At 37.1% G+C, this 19,540-nt stretch carries 18 protein-coding genes; 15 read left to right on the top strand and 3 right to left on the bottom strand.

Going from position 1 to position 19,540, the window contains the following annotated elements; genetic code table 11:
- The first annotated feature begins 7 nt into the window (after positions 1–7).
- From serC to RGQ13_RS12025, 12 genes are all read left to right on the top strand, one after another.
- Positions 8–1,093, top strand: a complete 1,086-nt coding sequence (serC, locus tag RGQ13_RS12080) for a 3-phosphoserine/phosphohydroxythreonine transaminase (protein ID WP_348390004.1) — start codon at positions 8–10, stop codon at positions 1,091–1,093.
- Entirely contained in the window at positions 1,094–2,377 is a 1,284-nt protein-coding gene (gene aroA, locus RGQ13_RS12075) for a 3-phosphoshikimate 1-carboxyvinyltransferase (protein WP_348390003.1), read from the top strand.
- A gap of 84 nt (positions 2,378–2,461) precedes the next feature.
- A complete protein-coding gene (cmk, locus tag RGQ13_RS12070) occupies positions 2,462–3,142 on the top strand; it encodes a (d)CMP kinase (RefSeq protein WP_348390002.1) in 681 nt (226 codons plus the stop codon).
- Positions 3,143–3,263: 121 nt separating this feature from the next.
- Entirely contained in the window at positions 3,264–4,925 is a 1,662-nt protein-coding gene (gene rpsA, locus RGQ13_RS12065; RefSeq protein ID WP_348390001.1) for a 30S ribosomal protein S1, read from the top strand.
- Positions 4,926–5,162: 237 nt separating this feature from the next.
- The gene (gene ihfB, locus RGQ13_RS12060) at positions 5,163–5,450 is read left to right on the top strand and encodes an integration host factor subunit beta (protein ID WP_348390000.1); all 288 of its coding nucleotides are present in this window, start codon (positions 5,163–5,165) and stop codon (positions 5,448–5,450) included.
- A gap of 173 nt (positions 5,451–5,623) precedes the next feature.
- Positions 5,624–5,890 (top strand): LapA family protein, encoded by a 267-nt coding sequence (locus tag RGQ13_RS12055; RefSeq protein ID WP_348389999.1) that lies wholly within the window; start codon positions 5,624–5,626, stop codon positions 5,888–5,890.
- A 3-nt stretch (positions 5,891–5,893) separates the two neighbouring features.
- Positions 5,894–7,063, top strand: a complete 1,170-nt coding sequence (gene lapB / locus RGQ13_RS12050) for a lipopolysaccharide assembly protein LapB (protein ID WP_348389998.1) — start codon at positions 5,894–5,896, stop codon at positions 7,061–7,063.
- Positions 7,064–7,067: 4 nt separating this feature from the next.
- Positions 7,068–7,766, top strand: coding sequence for an orotidine-5'-phosphate decarboxylase (gene pyrF, locus RGQ13_RS12045; protein WP_348389997.1), 699 nt, complete (start codon positions 7,068–7,070; stop codon positions 7,764–7,766).
- A gap of 154 nt (positions 7,767–7,920) precedes the next feature.
- On the top strand, positions 7,921–8,487 hold the full coding sequence (gene efpL / locus RGQ13_RS12040) for an elongation factor P-like protein EfpL (RefSeq protein ID WP_348389996.1): 567 nt from the start codon (positions 7,921–7,923) through the stop codon (positions 8,485–8,487).
- A gap of 287 nt (positions 8,488–8,774) precedes the next feature.
- Positions 8,775–9,371, top strand: a complete 597-nt coding sequence (locus RGQ13_RS12035) for a LemA family protein (RefSeq protein ID WP_348389995.1) — start codon at positions 8,775–8,777, stop codon at positions 9,369–9,371.
- A 22-nt stretch (positions 9,372–9,393) separates the two neighbouring features.
- Positions 9,394–11,313 (top strand): M48 family metallopeptidase, encoded by a 1,920-nt coding sequence (locus RGQ13_RS12030; RefSeq protein ID WP_348389994.1) that lies wholly within the window; start codon positions 9,394–9,396, stop codon positions 11,311–11,313.
- A 161-nt stretch (positions 11,314–11,474) separates the two neighbouring features.
- Complete coding sequence (locus tag RGQ13_RS12025) at positions 11,475–11,774, top strand: ComEA family DNA-binding protein (RefSeq protein WP_348389993.1); 300 nt, start codon at positions 11,475–11,477, stop codon at positions 11,772–11,774.
- Positions 11,775–11,858: 84 nt separating this feature from the next.
- Here the strand turns inward: RGQ13_RS12025 and rne are convergent, their stop codons facing one another.
- Complete coding sequence (gene rne / locus RGQ13_RS12020) at positions 11,859–14,948, bottom strand: ribonuclease E (protein ID WP_348389992.1); 3,090 nt, start codon at positions 14,946–14,948, stop codon at positions 11,859–11,861.
- Between the two features lie 696 nt (positions 14,949–15,644).
- On the opposite strand from rne, the gene rluC reads away from it, so the two are divergent.
- Entirely contained in the window at positions 15,645–16,652 is a 1,008-nt protein-coding gene (gene rluC / locus RGQ13_RS12015) for a 23S rRNA pseudouridine(955/2504/2580) synthase RluC (RefSeq protein ID WP_348389991.1), read from the top strand.
- A gap of 57 nt (positions 16,653–16,709) precedes the next feature.
- On the opposite strand, the gene RGQ13_RS12010 is transcribed toward rluC, so the two are convergent.
- Complete coding sequence (locus RGQ13_RS12010; RefSeq protein ID WP_348389990.1) at positions 16,710–17,864, bottom strand: 2OG-Fe(II) oxygenase; 1,155 nt, start codon at positions 17,862–17,864, stop codon at positions 16,710–16,712.
- Positions 17,865–17,933: 69 nt separating this feature from the next.
- Positions 17,934–18,539: a Maf family protein gene (locus RGQ13_RS12005; RefSeq protein ID WP_348389989.1), complete on the bottom strand. Its 606-nt coding sequence runs from the start codon at positions 18,537–18,539 to the stop codon at positions 17,934–17,936.
- A 257-nt stretch (positions 18,540–18,796) separates the two neighbouring features.
- Between RGQ13_RS12005 and yceD the strand changes: the two genes are divergently transcribed.
- Positions 18,797–19,309 carry a 23S rRNA accumulation protein YceD gene (gene yceD, locus RGQ13_RS12000; RefSeq protein ID WP_348389988.1) on the top strand — a complete coding sequence of 171 codons (513 nt, stop codon included), beginning with the start codon at positions 18,797–18,799 and terminating at the stop codon, positions 19,307–19,309.
- A gap of 24 nt (positions 19,310–19,333) precedes the next feature.
- Entirely contained in the window at positions 19,334–19,504 is a 171-nt protein-coding gene (rpmF, locus tag RGQ13_RS11995; RefSeq protein ID WP_348389163.1) for a 50S ribosomal protein L32, read from the top strand.
- Positions 19,505–19,540: the final 36 nt, after the last annotated feature.

Below are 19,540 nucleotides of genomic sequence, written 5' to 3'. Positions count from 1 at the left end.
AAAAAACATGACTGAAATATTTAACTTTTGCGCGGGCCCTGCAATGTTACCAAAACCGGTAATGCAGCAAGCTCAATCTGAATTTCTAAATTGGAACAACACAGGTTGTTCTGTAATGGAACTCAGTCATCGCGGTAGCGAGTTTATGCAACTTGCAAGTGACGCTGAAGCTGATTTGCGTGAATTGTTAAATATCCCTGACAATTACAAAGTATTGTTTTGTCATGGTGGAGGTCGAGGCCAGTTTGCTGCAGTGCCACTTAACTTATTAGGTGCAGGTAAAACGGCTGATTATGTTGTTACCGGCTCTTGGTCTAAAAGTGCGGTGAGTGAAGCTGAAAAGTTTGGCAATGTACGTGTTATCGATGCCGTGAATGAACATGAAGGTGTTAAAACGGTATTACCTTCAGAGCACTGGCGTATTAGTAAAGATGCTGCATTTGTTCACTATTGTCCAAATGAAACCGTCGATGGCATTGAAATTTTTGACATTCCAGAAACCGGCGATGTACCACTGGTTGCAGATATGTCTTCCACAATATTATCTCGTCCAATAGATGTTTCTAAGTTTGGTTTGATTTATGCGGGCGCTCAAAAAAATATAGGCCCATCAGGACTAACAATCGTTATCGTTCGTGATGATCTTATTGGTCAACAACAAACGGCTACGCCAGTTATTTTGGACTACAAAATGACGAGCGACAATGACTCTATGTTTAATACACCACCAACTTATGCGTGGTATTTAGCGAGCTTAGTTTTTCAGTGGCTAAAAGATCTTGGTGGTTTAGATATGATGGCTAAATTAAATCAGGATAAAGCACAGTGTTTATACAATTATATTGATAGTAGTGATTTTTATTACAACAAAATTGCGATTAAAAATCGTAGCTCAATGAATATCCCATTTTTTTTAAACGACGACAGTCTAAATTCTGAATTCTTGGCTGAGGCCAAAACGAATGGTTTATTAGCCTTAAAAGGTCATCGAATTGTTGGAGGTATGCGAGCTAGTATCTACAACGCTATGCCATTAGAAGGTGTGCAAGCATTAGTAAGCTTTATGCAACAATTTGCAAAGAGGAATAAATAGGTGGAACAGTTAACATTAAACCCAATTGCTAAAATAAACGGCGAAGTTTTTTTACCAGGCTCTAAAAGTTTGTCTAATCGCGCATTGTTAATTGCAGCTTTAGCAAACGGTGTAACTAAAATCACCAATTTATTGGTTAGTGACGACATTAACCATATGCTCAATGCTTTAAAAAGTCTTGGTATTGATTACACTTTAAGTGATTGCGGGACCGAGTGCAGCGTTGTTGGTAATAATGGTTTTTTCAAAACTAAAGAACCGTTAGAGCTATTTCTTGGCAACGCGGGTACGGCAATGCGCCCATTATGTGCAGCACTTGCGGCTAGTGACGGCGAGTATGTGTTAACTGGTGAGCCAAGAATGAAAGAACGACCGATTGGTCATCTAGGTGATGCCTTAGTACAACTTGGTGCTGATGTAGAATATTTAGAAAACAAAGATTATCCACCAATAAAAATATTGGGTAAGACCTTATCGTCAAGTTCAGTGACTATTGATGGCTCAATTTCTAGTCAATTCTTAACTGCAATTTTGATGATTGCTCCATTGTTAGAGACTGATACCAATATAAACATTGACGGTGAATTAGTTTCAAAACCATATATCGATATTACCCTAGATATTATGCAAAGATTTGGAGTTAATGTTCAAAATAATGACTATAAATCTTTTACTGTTAAAGGCATGCAATCATACAAAGCTCTAGATAAATACATGGTTGAAGGTGATGCATCTTCAGCGTCATACTTTTTAGCCGCAGGGGCTATTAAAGGTGGCAAGGTCACTGTACATGGTGTTGGTACATTAAGTGTGCAAGGCGATAAATATTTTGCTGATGTGCTTGAGAAAATGGGCGCAGAAGTTTATTGGGATGAAGAATCGATCACCGTTATTGGTAAACCACTTGTAGCAATTGATATGGATATGAATCATATTCCGGACGCTGCAATGACCATAGCAACTACGGCCCTTTTTGCTAAAGGTACAACAACGATTAGAAATATTTATAATTGGCGGGTAAAAGAGACCGATCGTTTAAATGCTATGGCTACTGAACTTAGAAAAGTTGGTGCTGAAGTTATTGAAGGTCATGATTATATTTCTATTACGCCACCGAGTTCTCTTAAACATGCTGAAATTGATACTTATGACGACCATAGGGTAGCAATGTGTTTCTCTCTTGTTGCCTTAAGCGAAACCCCCGTTACGATTAACGATCCTAAGTGTACGGCAAAGACATTTCCTGACTATTTTGACAAATTAGCTCAAGTATCGTGTTCATAATGTTACTGAATATTTTTTTTACGCGATTTTAAAATACAAATCCCGTATAATTTAGCCGATTTTCTATGTTAGGAGCAAATATGTATGCCGGAAAGCATTCCATTAATTACAATTGATGGCCCGAGCGGTGCCGGAAAGGGAACCGTATCTAGAATTGTTGCAGAACAGTTAGGTTGGAACTTACTTGATAGTGGTGCAATTTACCGTGTATTAGCTGTTGCGACTCAACATCATAATATTGATGTTCAACATGAGGAAGCGATTATTCCACTTGCCTCACACTTAGATGTTGAATTTAAAATTGTTGAAAACGCTGAACCTCGTGTGATGTTAGAAGGTGAAGATGTTACCGATATTATTCGAACCGAAGAAGTTGGCGCAGTGGCATCAAAAGTAGCAGCTTTCCCTCGAGTTCGAGAAGCATTATTACGTCGCCAACGAGCGTTTAAAGAAGCGCCAGGTTTATTAGCTGATGGCCGTGATATGGGCACAGTAGTTTTTCCTGATGCAAAGGTTAAAGTGTTTTTAACAGCAAGTGCAGAAGAAAGAGCAAATAGACGCATGATTCAGTTGCAACAAAAGGGTGTTGATGTTAATATCGGGCGCCTTTTGAGCGACATACGTCAACGGGATGAGCGGGACCAAAACAGAAAGGTCGCGCCATTAGTCCCAGCCGAAGGAGCGTTAATCGTTGATTCTACCGAATTAACAATTGAGCAAGTAGTAGAAAAAATTCTTCTATTTGCCAATGATAAGTTGTCTTAACTTGTTGATTAACAAAAACTATTAATATATTTAGAGCTTACTGTAAGGATGCACGAAGCTAATTTAACTACCCATGAAACATGAAGTTGATTGGACTAATAACTGAGTTTATATACAAGTTATGATGGAAAATTTTGCACAGCTTTTTGAAGAAAGCTTAAAAGAAGTCGAAACACGCCCTGGTTCTATTATCAAAGGTACTGTTGTTGCTGTTAACAAAGACAACGTAATCGTTGATGCTGGTTTAAAATCAGAGTCAGTAATCGCAATTGAACAATTCAAAAACGCCTCAGGCGAAGTTGAAGTTGCTGTTGGCGATCAAATTGACGTTGCTCTAGATGCAACTGATGATGGTTTCGGTGAAACTATTCTTTCTCGCGAAAAAGCGAAGCGTTTTGAAGCTTGGCAATTCCTTGAAAAAGCATACGAAGAAAAAGAAACTGTTATCGGTGTTATCAACGGTAAAGTTAAAGGCGGCTTCACAGTTGAAGTTAGCAATATTCGTGCTTTCTTACCAGGTTCATTAGTAGATGTACGTCCAGTACGTGACACTGCTCACCTTGAAGGTAAGGATTTAGAATTTAAAGTTATTAAGCTTGATCAAAAGCGTAATAACGTTGTTGTATCTCGTCGTGCTGTTATCGAAACTGAAAGCAGTGTTGAACGTGATGCATTACTTGAGTCTTTACAAGAAGGCCAAGAAGTTAAAGGTATCGTTAAGAACCTTACAGACTACGGTGCGTTCGTTGATCTTGGCGGCATCGATGGTTTACTACACATTACTGATATGGCTTGGAAACGCGTTAAGCACCCAAGTGAAATCGTTAACGTTGGTGACGAAATCCCAGTTAAAGTACTTAAGTTCGACCGTGAGCGTACTCGTGTATCTCTAGGTATGAAGCAGTTAGGTGAAGATCCATGGGCAGCTATCGCTAAGCGTTACCCTGAAGGTTCTAAACTTTCTGGTCGTGTAACTAACTTAACTGACTACGGTTGTTTCGTTGAAATCCAAGAAGGCGTTGAAGGTTTAGTTCACGTTTCTGAAATGGATTGGACTAACAAAAACATCCACCCATCTAAAGTTGTTAACTTAGGTGATGAAGTTGAAGTTATGGTTCTAGAAATTGACGAAGAACGTCGTCGTATTTCTCTAGGTCTTAAGCAATGTATCCAAAACCCTTGGGAAGCATTCGCTCAAAACTTCAACAAAGGCGACAAAGTTTCTGGTAAGATCAAGTCTATTACTGACTTCGGTATCTTCATCGGTCTTGACGGTGGCATCGACGGTCTTGTTCACTTATCTGACATTTCTTGGAATGGCGGAGAAGAAGTTGTTCGTGAATACAAGAAAGGCGATGAAATCTCAGCTGTTGTATTACAAGTTGATCCAGAACGCGAGCGTATCTCTTTAGGTGTTAAACAAACTGAAGACGATCCGTTCAACATGTACTTAGCTGACAATAAGAAAAACTCTATTGTTACAGGTACTGTAAGCGAAGTTGACGCTAAAGGTGCTAAAATCGATTTAGCTGAAGGTGTTGAAGGTTACTTACGTGTAGCTGATATCTCTGCAGATCGTATTGAAGATGCATCTACAGTTATTAAAGCTGGTGACAGCGTTGAAGCTAAGTTTGTTGGTGTTGATCGTAAGAATCGCACTATCAGCTTATCAATCAAAGCTAAAGACCAAGCAGAAGAACGTTCAGCTATGGATAACTTAAACCAAGAAGAAGATACTGGTTTAAGCGCTATGGCAGAAGCATTCAAAAACGCTAAAAACTAAGAATTATCAATGACTTTTAGCTGAAATATGCTAAAAAACGTTAAAATTTAAGTTTTATTTTAAAAGCCGCTAACACTAGCGGCTTTTTTGTGCTTAAATTATAGGAGTTAGAAAATTTTATTTACGATAACTATCTGAACCATAAACGATATTTATCGTAAGTAGTATGCAAGAGCTACTATTAAGCTGTTATTAGTAGTGCTATATTTCACATATTAAAATGATAACGGAGTTAACATGACAAAGTCCGAGCTAATAGAAAAGTTAATAGATAAATTAGATCATTTATCTGCGAAAGATGTAGAAGTAGCGATAAAAGAAATTTTAGAAATGATGGCTGATACCTTAGAAAAAGGTGAGCGTATAGAGATCCGAGGTTTTGGTAGTTTTTCACTACATTACCGTGCTCCACGTGTTGGCCGTAATCCTAAAACGGGTGAATCAGTAGAGCTGACAGGTAAATATGTACCACATTTTAAACCTGGTAAAGAACTTCGAGAAAGAGTAAATCTTTCTATCGCATAAATATTGCCTGATAAAAAAACTGGGGTCAGAATAAAAACTAGGGTCAGAGTCAGGTTTAATATAAAAAACTGACTCTGACCCTAGTTTTTAACCCCAGTTATTCAATTTTTTTTGCTGAAATTACTATCGTTTAGCAATATACTAATAACAATATCTATTCAGAGAAGAATACCTTGAAATTATATTTGTCGGTTTTAATCCTCTTCGTGTTTTTGGCCGTAGCCTTTGTATTTGGTACTCAAAACGAACAAATTATCGAATTAAATTATATTATCGCTCGCAGCAACATTAGTGTCGCAATGGCGGTGAGTATTTTTACTTTTATAGGTTTTGTTATTGGTATGTTTACAATGTTTACTTTTATGATCAGCCGTCGCATTAAACGTATTAAACTCAATAAATCTGTTGCTAAATCCACCACAACTGAAGTTAGTCAATAGCTCATGTTTGAATTGCTTTTTCTTCTATTACCTGTAGCCGTCGGATACGGCTGGTTTATGGGACGTAATAGTATTAAGCAAAAAGATCTAACTGCCAAAGATTCACTTACCGTTAAGTATTCTACCGGGTTAAATTACCTACTCTCTAATCAACAAGATAAAGCAATGGAGTATTTGCTTGAAGCGCTTAAAGTTGAAGATGATACCGTAGAAGCTCATTTTGCTATGGCTAATTTATTTCGCCGTAGAGGAGAATTAGATAGAGCCTTGAAAGTACATGAGTACCTTGTACGTCAACCCATGCTTTCTGATAAAGAAAAACAACAGGCAGTGTTTGAGTTAGGTCGAGATTTTTACAGTGCTGGTTTATATGATCGAGCAGAAAAGCTATTTCTGAAATTGTTAAAGTCTGATACTTATGGCATTAAATCACTTACTTATTTATTGAATATATTCCAATCAACTAAAGATTGGGATAAGGGCATTGATTTAGAGAAATCGGTGTTAAAATCAAAAGACAAAAAACTTAAACATGTTTTAGCTAACTTTTATTGTGAATTAGCAAATATTGCAATTAAACAAGATGAATACATTAAAGAGCTGGAGCTATTACAAAAAGCGCTAACTTTAGATCCTAAATCGAGTCGAGCAAATTTTTTAATGGCACAAGTATTTGAGAATAGTGAGCAATTTAATAATGCTTGTCGATGCTATCAGGAAATATTTTATCAAGATAATGAGTTTTTTCCTGACGTTATTGATAAAATGCAACAATGCTATAAACGTAGTGATAATCCGGATGAATTTTATCCATTTATTAAAAAGGTGTTTGATAAAACCGGCAGTACAACGGCACTTATCAAATATCTTGAGTATGTAGAGTTAACCAGCTCAAAAGATAAAGCAGAAGAATATATTCTATCTGCGCTAAATCGTCGGCCAACCATTCGCGGTTTTAAACATTTTGTTAAAATGCAGCTAAATGAAAGTAGTGACGATAAAACCAATAAAAGTTTAGATGTGATCAAGGAATTGGTTGCAGCCTATTTGAAAATAAAGCCACGATACAGTTGTAAGAACTGTGGTTTTAACAGTACGGTACATTACTGGTCTTGTCCATCATGTCATGATTGGGAGCAATTAAAACCAGTAAGAGGCCTTGAAGGAGAGTAAATTTATGTCTGATGCCAAAGTAGTTGTGGCTCTAGATTTTGCAAAACAAAACGATGCGTTATCATTTATTGATAAAATTCAACCAAGCGATGCTAAATTAAAAGTTGGTAAAGAGATGTTTACCCATTTTGGTCCGCAGTTTGTGACTAGTTTGGTCGATCGTGGTTTTGATGTTTTTTTAGATTTAAAATTTCATGATATTCCAAATACTGTTGCTAAAGCCGTTTCTGCTGCAGCAGACTTAGGAGTATGGATGGTTAATGTTCATGCCAGTGGCGGCTCTAAAATGATGAGCCAAGCTAAATTAGCCTTAGACAGTTATAAAAATGACGCGCCATTACTAATTGCGGTAACTGTTTTAACCAGTATGTCGAGCGATGATTTAGTTGAACTTGGTATTAACACAACGCCAGAGCAACATGTAATGAACTTAGCTAGATTAACACAACAAGCTGGCCTTGATGGTGTTGTCTGCTCTGCTCAAGAAGCAAAAATGCTTAAAACCAACTTAGGTAGTGACTTTAAATTAGTGACCCCAGGAATTCGTCCTGTAGGCTTTGCTGTTGATGATCAAAAGCGTATTATGACACCACCACAAGCAATTGATCTTGGCGTAGATTATTTAGTGATTGGCCGTCCGATCACTAAAGCTAAAGATCCGCATCAAGTACTACAAGATATTAATCAATCTATAATTGTTTAAAATTTGAAAATAAACGTCCCTGAGACAAGTCTTCTTATTAATACTTGTCTTCACTAGGTGAAACGGGGAATTAACCAAAAACAACGCCACGAAGTGGCTTAGATAGAAATGCGTAGCAGATCTATTAAACGATAATTTATTTAGGAATACAGTCATGCCAAAGGCTAGTGATATTAAAAAAAATGCAGCAATAGAGCACAACGGTAAAGTGTTTATTGTTCGTGGAATAACCCGTTCGGTACCTCAAGGCCGTGCTGGAGGTAGTTTATACCGCATGCGCCTTTACGATGTAGTAACAGGCGCAAAAGCCGATGAAACTTTTAAAGATTCAGATATGCTAAATATTGCCGATTTAACTCGTCGTCAAATAAGCTTTTCTTATATTGATGGTGATGAATATGTGTTTATGGATAATGAAGATTACACCCCATATAACTTAAACAGTGAAAGCGTCAGCGATGAAATACCATTCATTACTGAAGAGACTGAAGGCATGGTGGTGATTATTATAGATGAATCACCAGTTGCTGTTGAATTACCTGGTTCAGTAGATTTAGTAGTAACTGAAACTGACCCGTCAATTAAAGGTGCATCAGCTAGTGCTCGTACTAAGCCAGCGACATTATCTACAGGCCTAGTTATTCAGGTTCCTGAGCATATTTCAACAGGTGATAAAGTTAAAGTGAACACTGAAGAACGTAAATTTATAAGTCGTGCTTAGTTAGCAACATACTACTGATAGAATCAAAAGCCCATCTTTAAGAAGGGCTTTTTTTTGTTCAAATTCGGGCCAATCGGATTGGTGGAACTTTAGTCTCGCGTTAAAGGGAAGGATTTTAACTAGTATCGGTTACATGGAACTGGGGTCAGAGCAAACCTTATCTAAAAGATAGGTTTGGTCTGACCCCATGCATCTGCACCTGCTTATCTTAAGAATATTTTTCTTGCGTCATTTACATCCAAACGTTAAATTAAAGTTAATAAAAACAAATGTTAAATGGAAGTATTATGAGCATATCTACAATCATCTTTTGGGTTATCGTTGCAGCTGGGATTTTCTTCGTCGTTGGTATCTTCAATCAATTAGTCGCTTTGAAGAACCGTTATAAAAATGGTTTTGCCCAAATTGAAGTACAGCTTAAACGTCGATATGACTTAATACCGAATTTAGTAGAAACCGCTAAGGCATACATGAAACACGAAAGTGAAACTCTGGAAGCGGTTATTTCTGCTCGCAATAGTGCCGCAAAAGGATTGGCTGCAGCTGCAGCACAACCTGGCAATGCCAAAGCTATGGGATCATTAATGGGAGCTGAAGGTGCTTTAGTTGGAGCATTAGATAAACTCAATGTGGTTATGGAAGCTTATCCAGATTTAAAAGCCAATGAAAATATGATGCAAGTAAATGAAGAGCTTATCACCACTGAAAATAAAGTCGGTTTTGCTCGCCAAGCATTTAATGATCAAGTTATGGCTTACAACAGCTACAAGCAAAGCTTTCCACAAAACTTTTTTGCTGGACCATTTGGTCATCAAAAAGATGCTAGCTTATTAGAATTTGCTGATAGTGCTGAAATCCAAGCCGCACCGAAAGTCGCGTTTTAAATTAACTGAATTAGTTTAATCTATGGATTTTTTCCAAGCGCAGCAATCAGCTCGCAAAAGCACTTCTCGTTTAGTATTGCTATTTTCTTTAGCGGTATTTAGCTTGATAATTATGACTAACCTACTGGTAATGTTACTTTTTGGTTTCTTAGCAACAGAAGAAGGCATACCGCTTTCTTTTGAGTTGATAAAAATTCAATTTGACTGGCAAGTTTTCTTTTTTATTGGCGTAACGGTTTGCGCGGTGATTTTTGCTGGCAGTGCTTATAAAAGTATGTCTTTAGGAAATGGCGGAAAAACTATTGCTCAGGCACTAGGTGGCCGACTTGTTACTCATAATACTCGCGATTTAAATGAGAAAAAATTACTCAATGTTGTTGAAGAGATGGCAATAGCCTCAGGCACCCCTGTACCTGCTGTATTTTTGTTAGAGCATGAACTCGGTATTAACGCTTTTGCCGCAGGGTTTAAAAATTCAGATGCTGTGATTGGCGTTACACGTGGTTGTATTGATAACCTTGCAAGAGAAGAGCTACAAGGTGTTGTTGCCCACGAATTTAGTCATATACTCAATGGTGACATGCGATTGAATATGCGCTTAATTGGCGTCTTACATGGCATTTTATTAATGGGCTATATTGGCTATTACATTTTACGTTCAGTTCGAGGCTCTAGGAAAAATACTTTACCAATAATTGGCCTAGGAGCTGGCTTAGTAGTGATAGGCTTTGGTGGTAATTTTTTTGGTAATATGATCAAAGCATCCGTTAGTCGTCAACGTGAATTTTTAGCCGATGCGTCGGCGGTGCAGTTTACTCGTAGTAAAGATGGTATTGCCAGTGCCCTTAATAAGATCTCGAGTGTAGGCTCAGTACTTGATAGCCCGCAGGCACCACAAATGAGTCATGCATATTTTAGCACTGGGGTTAGTTCATTTGTTGAGTCTATGTTCGCTACTCACCCTCCTATAGAACAGCGTATTAAACGCATTTCACCTTATTTTCTTATTAATCAAAAAGTAAAGAAACAAGCAGACAAAGAACGACAGCAAAAGAACAAGCAAGGCTCTTCATTTGTTACTTCAGCTAAAACAAAGGATGTAATGTCAGGAGTGGTTGGTAGTGTCGTAATCGCTGAACATATGCTTAATAGTGTTGGCAGCGTAAATGATAAACAAATTAGTCATGCCACTGCTCTTATTAGTGAAATCCCTGAAACAGTTCATAATGCTGTGCATGATGTAGACCAAGCTAGAGCATTTATTTATTGCTTGTTATTGAGTAATGAAAAAGATGTGTTACACAAACAATTGATTCGTATTAAAGAATCTGGTGATAAAGATATTATTGATCATGTTTTGCGTTTACGGGAGCAAGTAGGGCAGTTGCATACTCGCTATCGGTTACCTTTAATTGATATGGCTATTCCAACGCTTAAACAATTAAGCCAAGGACGTTACGAACTTTTCAAAGAGAATTTTTCATATCTGGTTTTAGCCGACGAACATATCGATTTATTTGAGTGGGCGTTGCAAAAGATATTATTTCGACATTTAGATAGCCAATACAGCAAGCATAATAATAAGCGCAATGTGTATGCATCTTTAAAAAACAAAAAATTAGAAATTAATATTTTATTAAGTATGCTATTAAATCGATATATAAAGAATGACATTGATACAGCAAAGATAATTACTTTAATTGAAGAAGAAGTTGGTATTTTAAAAATAAAACTGTTCAATCAAGAAAGTATTGAAATAGCTAAACTCAACAAAACTCTCGATTCACTTATTGAGCTAGAGCCAAAACATAAACAGCAATTATTGCGCGCATGTTTATTAATAATTACTCAAGACAAACTATTTTCGATAAAAGAAATGGAATTACTTCGAGCTATTTCTGCTCTTTTAGATTGTCCTATGCCACCACATTTACAAGGATAAAGTTATGTACACAGAGAGCGTTTTCTTTTAATTTAGGCAATATTTTAACATTAACTTTGGCCCCTTTTATATTTTTTGACTTTATCAATTTCTATTCTAAACTTTGAAATAACCACAGGGTGTGGTTATGAAATTTAATTAAATACGTAAAGGAATTACTTATGAAAAAGTTAACTACCTCACTATTGGCTGCCGCCTTAATTTTAACTCCTGCTTTAAATACAGCTTATGCTAACGATGAACCTGTTGTCACAGAGCAACGAGTGTCAACGACCATCAACGTCAATACAGCATCTGCGGAACAGCTTTCTGAGCTAAAAGGTATAGGGCTTAAAAAGGCTCAATCGATTATAGATTATAGAAAGATGCATGGACCATTTGCCAACATTGCTGATCTAATGAACGTAAAGGGGATAGGGGTGAAGTTCATTGAAAAAAATAGTAAGTATTTAGCTATTTAATAAAGCTAGTTAGAAAGTTAGAAAGCAAAAAGCCAGTCAATAGACTGGCTTTTTAATATGGCTAAAATTACTTAGCTTTTAAACTTACTGAGCACCAGGCTTTGTAGGTCCCGCTGAACTCTTGCTTGAGGCAAAGGCTGTTGCTGCTGCTTTTTCAGAGCGTGTTACTTGTGTTCGTTCAGCACTAGATAGTGCTGATGTTGGAATTACTTGTTCTCCAACCTCTACAGGTGCAGGTTTTGCCATTGCGGCATGTGCTTTACCTTTTGCTGATTTAGCTGCAGGTTTTGCTTTTGCTTTTGCTTTTGTAGTTTTAGCTTTTGGCTTAGCTGCTTTTTTCTTCACTGGTTCAGCTACAACTTCATCAGCTTTAACTTCTTCAGCTACAACTTCATCAGCTTTAACTTCATCAGCTTTAACTTCTTCAGCTTTAACTTCTTCAGCTTTAACTTCTTCAGCTTTAACTTCTTCAGCTACAACTTCTTCAGCTTTAACTTCTTCAGCTTTAACTTCTTCAGCTTTAACTTCTTCAGCTTTAACTTCTTCAGCTTTAACTTCTTCAGCTTTAACTTCTTCAGTTTTAACTTCTTCAGTTTTAACTTCTTCAGCTTTAACTTCTTCAGCTACAACTTCTTCAGCTACAACTTTTTCAGCTACAACTTCTTCAGCTACAACTTTTTCAGCTTTAACTTCTTCAGTTAAAGGCAAGTCCTGTTGCTGTTCGTCAGTTTTATTTTCATCTTCAGCAGTAACTACTTCTTCGTTCACTACTACAGGTTGTTCAACAAAGTCAGCTGGTGTTTCAAGATCTAAAGTCGTTTGTACTTCTTCAGTAACGCTAGGGTAGCGTGCTACTACAGGATCTTCAGTTGTTCTTTCGTCAACAATTGTATTTTCAATTTCAGCTTCTGTTGATTCTAATTTTTCTTTACGACGACGTTGACCGTGCGAACGTAAGTGTCTAGGAGAACGACGATTTCTTACTCGTTGTTCTTTACCCTGGTTTTCATCATTAACAGCATCAATTTGTACATCGTTAGTAACAACATTTTGTTCAACAGGCTCAGCTTTAACATTAGCTTTATTCGCTGCTTGTTTTGGCGCTTCAGTTTGCTGATTTGTAGCTTGTTCGTTTTGATCTTGTACACGTACTTTTTTACGAGTATTACGACGTTGACGACGCTCTGCTACTTTTGCTTCTTTAGGCTTATCTGCTTGCTTGTCATTTTGACTGGCTTGCTGCTTTTTAGGCTGTTGCTTTTTAGGCTGGGCAGCTTTTTGATCTCTGTCTTTAACGTTGCGATTGTCTTTCTGATTTCGGTTGTCATTTTGCTCGCGTTCACGATCTTGACCTTTGCCACGGCGTTGTTGGTTACGTGGTTTACGGTTACGACGTTCACGGTTATCATGAGGTTTTCTATTACCTTGTGCAGGCTTTTTCTCTGGTGCTTTTACTTCAGTAGCAAATAGAGACTTAAAGAATGCAACAATGCCGGCAATTAAACCTGCTGAAGCTTGCTTCTCAACTTTTTTGTGCGATGTTTTAGCTGGCACATTAGCAGGAGAAGGTTTTGATGGTGCTGACATACCTTGTAATACAGGCTCATCACGTTTAACTACTTCTTTTTGGAACTTAGGCATTACCGCTTCTTCTGGTGCAGTAGTGTTAAGTTTCATTTCATAGCTAGCCTCAGCCATAGTCTCGTCATCACGTACACGTACAACTTCGTACTGAGGAGTGTCCATGTCAGTATTTGCCAAAATTAATACTTTAACATCGTGGCTCTTTTCAATGTGGCCAACAGCATTACGTTTTTCATTCAACAAGTAAGTGGCTACTGGTACCGGTACTTGAGCATGAACTTGTGAGGTTTTGTCTTTAATGGCTTCTTCTTCCATTAAACGCAAAATTGATAATGCTAAAGACTCAACACCACGTACGTTACCTGTACCACTACAACGTGGACAAACACCTTGGCTTGTTTCACCAATTGAAGGACGTAAACGTTGACGAGACATTTCTAATAAACCAAATTTTGAAATTCGGCTTAATTGAATTCGAGCTCTATCTGGACGAACAGCATCGCGCATACGGTTTTCAACTTCACGTTGATGACGAACTGGCGTCATATCGATGAAATCAATTACCACTAAACCACCTAAATCACGAAGACGTAATTGACGGGCAACTTCTTCAGCTGCTTCAAGGTTGGTATTAAAGGCTGTTTCTTCAATATCACTACCCTTTGTTGCACGAGCAGAGTTGATATCAATTGAGGTTAATGCTTCTGTTGGATCAATTACAATAGAACCACCAGATGGTAAACGCACTTCACGTTGGAATGCAGTTTCAATTTGTGACTCAATTTGATAATGAGTAAATAAAGGCACGTCACCTTTATATAGCTTCACTTTACTTAAAAAGTCAGGACGTACTAATTGGATATGTTGCTTAACACTGTCGAAAATTTTCGGACGGTCAATAACAATCTCACCAATATCACGACGTAGATAATCGCGAATCGCACGTAAAATTACATTCGATTCCTGATGAATTAAAAATGGTGCAGGACGAGAAGCCGCAGCTTCTGAAATAGCAGCCCAATGTTTAAGTAGAACGTTTAAATCCCAGGCAAGTTCATCATAAGCTTTACCAACACCGGCAGTACGAACAATTAAGCCCATACCTTTGGGTAAGTCTAATTTACTTAATGAGTTTTTCAGCTCTGTACGCTCATCACCTTCGATACGACGAGAGATACCGCCAGCTCTTGGGTTATTAGGCATTAAAACTAAGTAACTACCTGCTAAAGAAATAAAAGTAGTTAGAGCGGCGCCTTTTTGGCCTCGTTCTTCTTTATCAATTTGAACGGTTACTTCTTGGCCTTCACGTAAAACATCTTTTATGTTTGGACGGCCTTGAAAGCTATAACCTTGTGGAAAATAACTACGAGCAATTTCTTTCATTGGTAAGAAACCATGGCGATCTGCACCATAGTCTACAAAAGCGGCTTCTAAAGATGGCTCTACACGGGTAATAGTCCCTTTGTAGATGTTAGATTTTTTTTGTTCGTGACCAGGGCTTTCGATATCTAAATCGTATAAGTTCTGACCGTCAACAAGAGCTACGCGGAATTCTTCCGATTGTGTAGCATTGATTAACATGCGTTTCATATTTTGTGACTCTGTATATTAATAAGTCACAACATAGGGTTGAGCAGTAAAGCTAGCAACTAGCACTTTTATAGGTGCTGTAATAGCAAGGTAAACAGAGGGTTGGCAGCCTCACGGATGTCAACTCCCTAAAACTCGGGACTGTTATCTTTTAATTTAATTCTTTAATTGGTTACGAAACTATTTATCTAAAATAGCTTTGTAGTTTCATAACAATGCTTAACTTTTACATACTCAGCAAAAATGCTGTGCTTACTATTTAATAGTTTATAACTCTATATTTGCTGGACCTGTTGTTTATGCTTCAAACACGGGCAAGTTACGTACGCCGGTGTAAGCAATAGGCAATGCGGTCAATATATCGGGTGATTAGTTATTAATATTGCTGGGTTGTCAGTCCATAATTAGCAAGTATTAAAAAGTCCAAACACTAAAAAATATCGTATATTGATGTTGCCGCAACAAACCTCTTACGATTCACTTAAGAGTTTCGTTATTACTTTGTTTTAATCCCTGCATTGCGATGAAAATTTTATTATCGGTTACAATAAGATTTAAGTAATTTTTGGCACTGAAATTCAAATTTCAGCAACCCAAGCATTATCCCACTAAATAATAGAATAAGGCAATAAATTTACTGACTTATTATGGGTTAATAGGCGCAAAACCAGAAAAAACTGTGCTAAACTCGCCCTCATGAAACCACAAACACCAAATTCACCGAATTCAGCACCGAAAAACACCGCTGAAAACGAAGACAGACCAAAAGTAAGGTTTGTAACTATTGACGAAGAATCTGACGGTCAACGTATTGATAACTTTTTGTTGAAAACCCTAAAAGGTGTGCCAAAAAGTATGATTTATCGCTTGTTAAGAAAAGGCGAGGTCAGAGTTAATAAAAAGCGTAAAAAACCTGAATATAAGCTGCAAATTGAAGATGTTATTCGTATTGCACCTATTCGCGTATCTGAAGAGTCCAATCCTGTATCTACACAGTTGAAAAAAGTATCATCGCTTGAAAATCATATTTTATTTGAAGATGATTGTTTAATTGTAATCAATAAACCTACTGGCATGGCGGTTCATGGTGGTAGTGGTTTAAGTTTTGGTTTAATTGAAGCATTAAGAGCATTAAGACCTGAAGCTAGAATGTTAGAACTAGTGCATCGCTTAGATAGAGATACTTCTGGATGTTTAATGATCGCTAAAAAGCGTTCAACGTTACGAGCGCTGCATGAACAGCTTCGAGAAAAAAGTGTACAGAAGTTTTATCATGCTTTGGTAAAAGGGCATTGGTCAACAAAGTTAACTCGAGCTACGCAAGGTTTAAGAAAGAATGATCTTAAGTCGGGCGAAAGGGTTGTTGTTGTTGATAACATCAATGGGAAAGAGTCCGAAACACGGTTTAAAGTGTTAAAACATTATGAGGGCGCCACGTTAGTGAGAGCGTTTCCTGTAACTGGAAGGACTCACCAAATACGCGTGCATTGTAAAGTGAGTGGTCATCCAATTGCGTGTGATGATAAATATGGATCAGAAGGTTTTAGTGCACAAATGAACAAGCAAGGGTTAAAGCGTTTGTTCTTACATGCAGCAAGTTTAGAGTTTACCCACCCTAAATCTGGCGAACGAGTTAAGTTTGAAGCGCCTTATGATAATGCCTTAACTGCTATATTGAAAAAGCAGACCTTTAAAACTTATTAAATTGCAGGCATATTTTAGCCTGCAATTTAACACAGAGCAGTCGCTTTGAATTTCAACTCAAAGGTTAAGTTTAATTAAGTTATATTTATAACTCGTTTCTTTTTCTCTATACCATTTAGTAAGTATCCATTTATTTCCTACTTTAACTGGCTTTCCTTGGTGTAAAGATAATGGTAGTGGATTTGAATTAATATCCGTATTACTAAATACAACTACACGGCCTTTCTTGCCTTCTATTTGTTTGGATAATCTAGGAAAGCTCGTTTCTCCACCCTCTTTACTTTCTTCAAGGTAACAAATAGCCGTTTTAATTCTTTGCCCTCCATCTTTCATCGCCATATTTGAGCCAGCATCGTTTGGATGGAAAAAATCATAGTGAGGTTTATATTCCTCTGATTTTTGATAATAAAGCACATTGCTAACTTCACCGTGGGTTATAGGTAAATTCACCAGAGTAGAAATTCTCTGTTCAATATCTAACAAAACCCAGTCATTTAGACTTGGAAATAATTGGCTGTATTGACTACTTCTTGCATTATCTAAGATCATTTCACCGCTTTTACCATCAACAACATATGCTGGGGTTAGTTGGCTTTTTGAGCGTATCTTTAACCACTCACATTCAAGTTTTGTTAAAAAATTATCAATGTAAAATAGATTGATTTCAAGAGCAATATCATTAACATTATACTGTTGGGGTTTAGGCCTTTTAATGTCTGAAAAATTGACATCAACGATTGAGTTATTATCAGTTATTTGCATAGCATCGAGTAGTTCACCTACTTGAGGGATGTGCTGATATTGAGTTAATAATGCTTCTGCCTGCTTATAGTGACCCAGTTGATAATACAAACTGCAGGCAGCAATTATTCCTGGTATCTCATTTAACCGGCAAGACCTCTTTAGAAAAACTGAAAAATCTAATGTCAATTCAGGATGGAAATATAACAACATGGCTAATTTATAATTTGCATTAGGCACATCAAATTTAGCCAGCTCTAGAAGAAAACTTATAGCTTGATTAGGAGACTGTTGAAATAACAAATCAACTTTAGTTAATAAAGCGGGGGGAAAGCCCTGCTTTAATAATGGGGTGAATAACTCATTAAACTTATCATGCTGGTTATTTGTCAGATAATACTTACTTAAAAGTAATTGTGCATTACTATCTCCGCTTGTTGCCTGATTTTTTAGCTGTTGTAGGTCATTCATTTCTTACTTACTCTTCGAGAACGTACTAGTAATACTTTTAATTAAATCATGTTTTGTGTTGTAACAAAATTATAACTTTGTGGGGAACACTTGCTTATCTAATACATCAAAACCTTCATTTTTAAGCAGTTGATGTAATCGAATTAGCGGTAAACCAATCAACGTATTAGGATCGTCACCTTTTAAGCTTTCGAATAAACAAATGCCCAAGCCTTCGCTTTTAAAACTGCCAGCACAGTTATAAGGTTGTTCAGCGTGCAGATAACTACTGATTTCAGTAATAGTCAATTCTCTAAAGCTAACATAAAACGGCTCAACAACTACTTGGGTATTATCCGTTTTAGCATTATATAAACAAAGGCCGGTTAAAAACGTGACTGTTTTACCGCTAAATGAAGTTAGTTGCTTAACGCCATTTTTAAATGTATGCGGTTTACCTAAAATATTTCCATCACAGATAGCCACTTGATCAGAGCCAATTATTAAACCTTCAGGGTACTCTTTACTAACTTCTTTTGCTTTTTCTTCAGCTAATCTAGCAACTAAATTTTCTGGCGTTTCATTTTCTAATGCTGTTTCATCAATATTCGGTTTAGCGCATTCGAACGATAAATTGAATTTCTCTAATAGCGCCTTGCGAAAAATAGAAGTAGAACCAAGTACAAGTTGCGTCATATCTTTACTCATTTTGTATAATAGTTAATGGTATAGCAGCGCAAGTTTACCTAACTTCACTTAGAATACCAATTTCATTAATTAAATCAGACGAAGCATGGTTTTAATGTTGAATTGTTATTTTTAATTTAAATTGCTGTAAAATTGTTCACAAATGATGTGGTTGTGTTAAAATTTGTCATTAAATAGGCAATTGCATTGAAATTGGTGATTTTTCTTTTGACACAAGGCACTTCACCATTTAAGATGCGCGCCATATGAAGAATCTTAAGCTTCCAATAACAATTGATCCGTTTAAAAGTTCTCAGCGCAGGCTCGAGTGCAACGGCTATTTTGAATTAATTGGTTTAGAAAGATTGCTCGCAGTGTCTGATAAGGCTTGTGAGCAAGTAAATGTTAAAGTAAACTTTGATGTTGATGAGCAAGGCTTAACACTGTTAAGCGGCGAAGCATCAACTCAGGTGAGTTTGACATGCCAGCGTTGTAATGAACCATTTGTACAAGACTTAAATGTGAATTTCACATATTGTCCTGTAAAAAACGAAGAGGGAGCTGAGCTCTTACCTTCACATTATGATGTTGTAGTAGTAGATGAAAATGGTGAAGTAAATTTACGCGAATTAGTGGAAGATGAGTTAATCATTAATATTCCATTAGTACCGAAACATGACCTTAAGGATTGTAATGCTAAAGCAGACACTTCTTGGGGTAGGTTACCGGATACGCTTGAGAAACCGAATCCATTTGATGTTTTAAAAAACCTCAAGTAACTTTTTGATTTTAGGAGTAGGCTAATGGCCGTACAAAAGAGTAAGAAATCTCGTTCAAGACGTGGCATGCGTCGTTCACACGATGCAATCACACCAGAAAACTTATCAGTTGATCCAGTTTCTGGCGAAACCCATCGTCGTCACCACGTAACAGCTGATGGCTTTTACAAAGGTGTCAAAGTTATCGCTAAATAAGCGACTTAACTTTGGTTAATCTAACGGTTGCGTTAG

Source organism: Thalassotalea psychrophila (genome assembly GCF_031583595.1).
Lineage (GTDB): Bacteria > Pseudomonadota > Gammaproteobacteria > Enterobacterales > Alteromonadaceae > Thalassotalea_A > Thalassotalea_A psychrophila.
The sequence above is the reverse complement of the archived record's forward strand: the minus strand, read 5'-3'. Positions and strand labels throughout refer to the sequence as shown.

Bases quoted from the DNA above. Each gene is read 5' to 3' on its own strand.
- serC (WP_348390004.1), top strand. From the start codon at position 8: ATGACTGAAATATTTAACTTTTGCGCGGGCCCTGCAATGTTACCAAAA.
- cmk (WP_348390002.1), top strand. From the start codon at position 2,462: ATGCCGGAAAGCATTCCATTAATTACAATTGATGGCCCGAGCGGTGCC.
- rpsA (WP_348390001.1), top strand. From the start codon at position 3,264: ATGATGGAAAATTTTGCACAGCTTTTTGAAGAAAGCTTAAAAGAAGTC.
- ihfB (WP_348390000.1), top strand. From the start codon at position 5,163: ATGACAAAGTCCGAGCTAATAGAAAAGTTAATAGATAAATTAGATCAT.
- lapB (WP_348389998.1), top strand. From the start codon at position 5,894: ATGTTTGAATTGCTTTTTCTTCTATTACCTGTAGCCGTCGGATACGGC.
- pyrF (WP_348389997.1), top strand. From the start codon at position 7,068: ATGTCTGATGCCAAAGTAGTTGTGGCTCTAGATTTTGCAAAACAAAAC.
- efpL (WP_348389996.1), top strand. From the start codon at position 7,921: ATGCCAAAGGCTAGTGATATTAAAAAAAATGCAGCAATAGAGCACAAC.
- RGQ13_RS12035 (WP_348389995.1), top strand. From the start codon at position 8,775: ATGAGCATATCTACAATCATCTTTTGGGTTATCGTTGCAGCTGGGATT.
- RGQ13_RS12030 (WP_348389994.1), top strand. From the start codon at position 9,394: ATGGATTTTTTCCAAGCGCAGCAATCAGCTCGCAAAAGCACTTCTCGT.
- RGQ13_RS12025 (WP_348389993.1), top strand. From the start codon at position 11,475: ATGAAAAAGTTAACTACCTCACTATTGGCTGCCGCCTTAATTTTAACT.
- rne (WP_348389992.1), bottom strand. From the start codon at position 14,948: ATGAAACGCATGTTAATCAATGCTACACAATCGGAAGAATTCCGCGTA.
- rluC (WP_348389991.1), top strand. From the start codon at position 15,645: ATGAAACCACAAACACCAAATTCACCGAATTCAGCACCGAAAAACACC.
- RGQ13_RS12010 (WP_348389990.1), bottom strand. From the start codon at position 17,864: ATGAATGACCTACAACAGCTAAAAAATCAGGCAACAAGCGGAGATAGT.
- RGQ13_RS12005 (WP_348389989.1), bottom strand. From the start codon at position 18,539: ATGACGCAACTTGTACTTGGTTCTACTTCTATTTTTCGCAAGGCGCTA.
- yceD (WP_348389988.1), top strand. From the start codon at position 18,797: ATGAAGAATCTTAAGCTTCCAATAACAATTGATCCGTTTAAAAGTTCT.
- rpmF (WP_348389163.1), top strand. From the start codon at position 19,334: ATGGCCGTACAAAAGAGTAAGAAATCTCGTTCAAGACGTGGCATGCGT.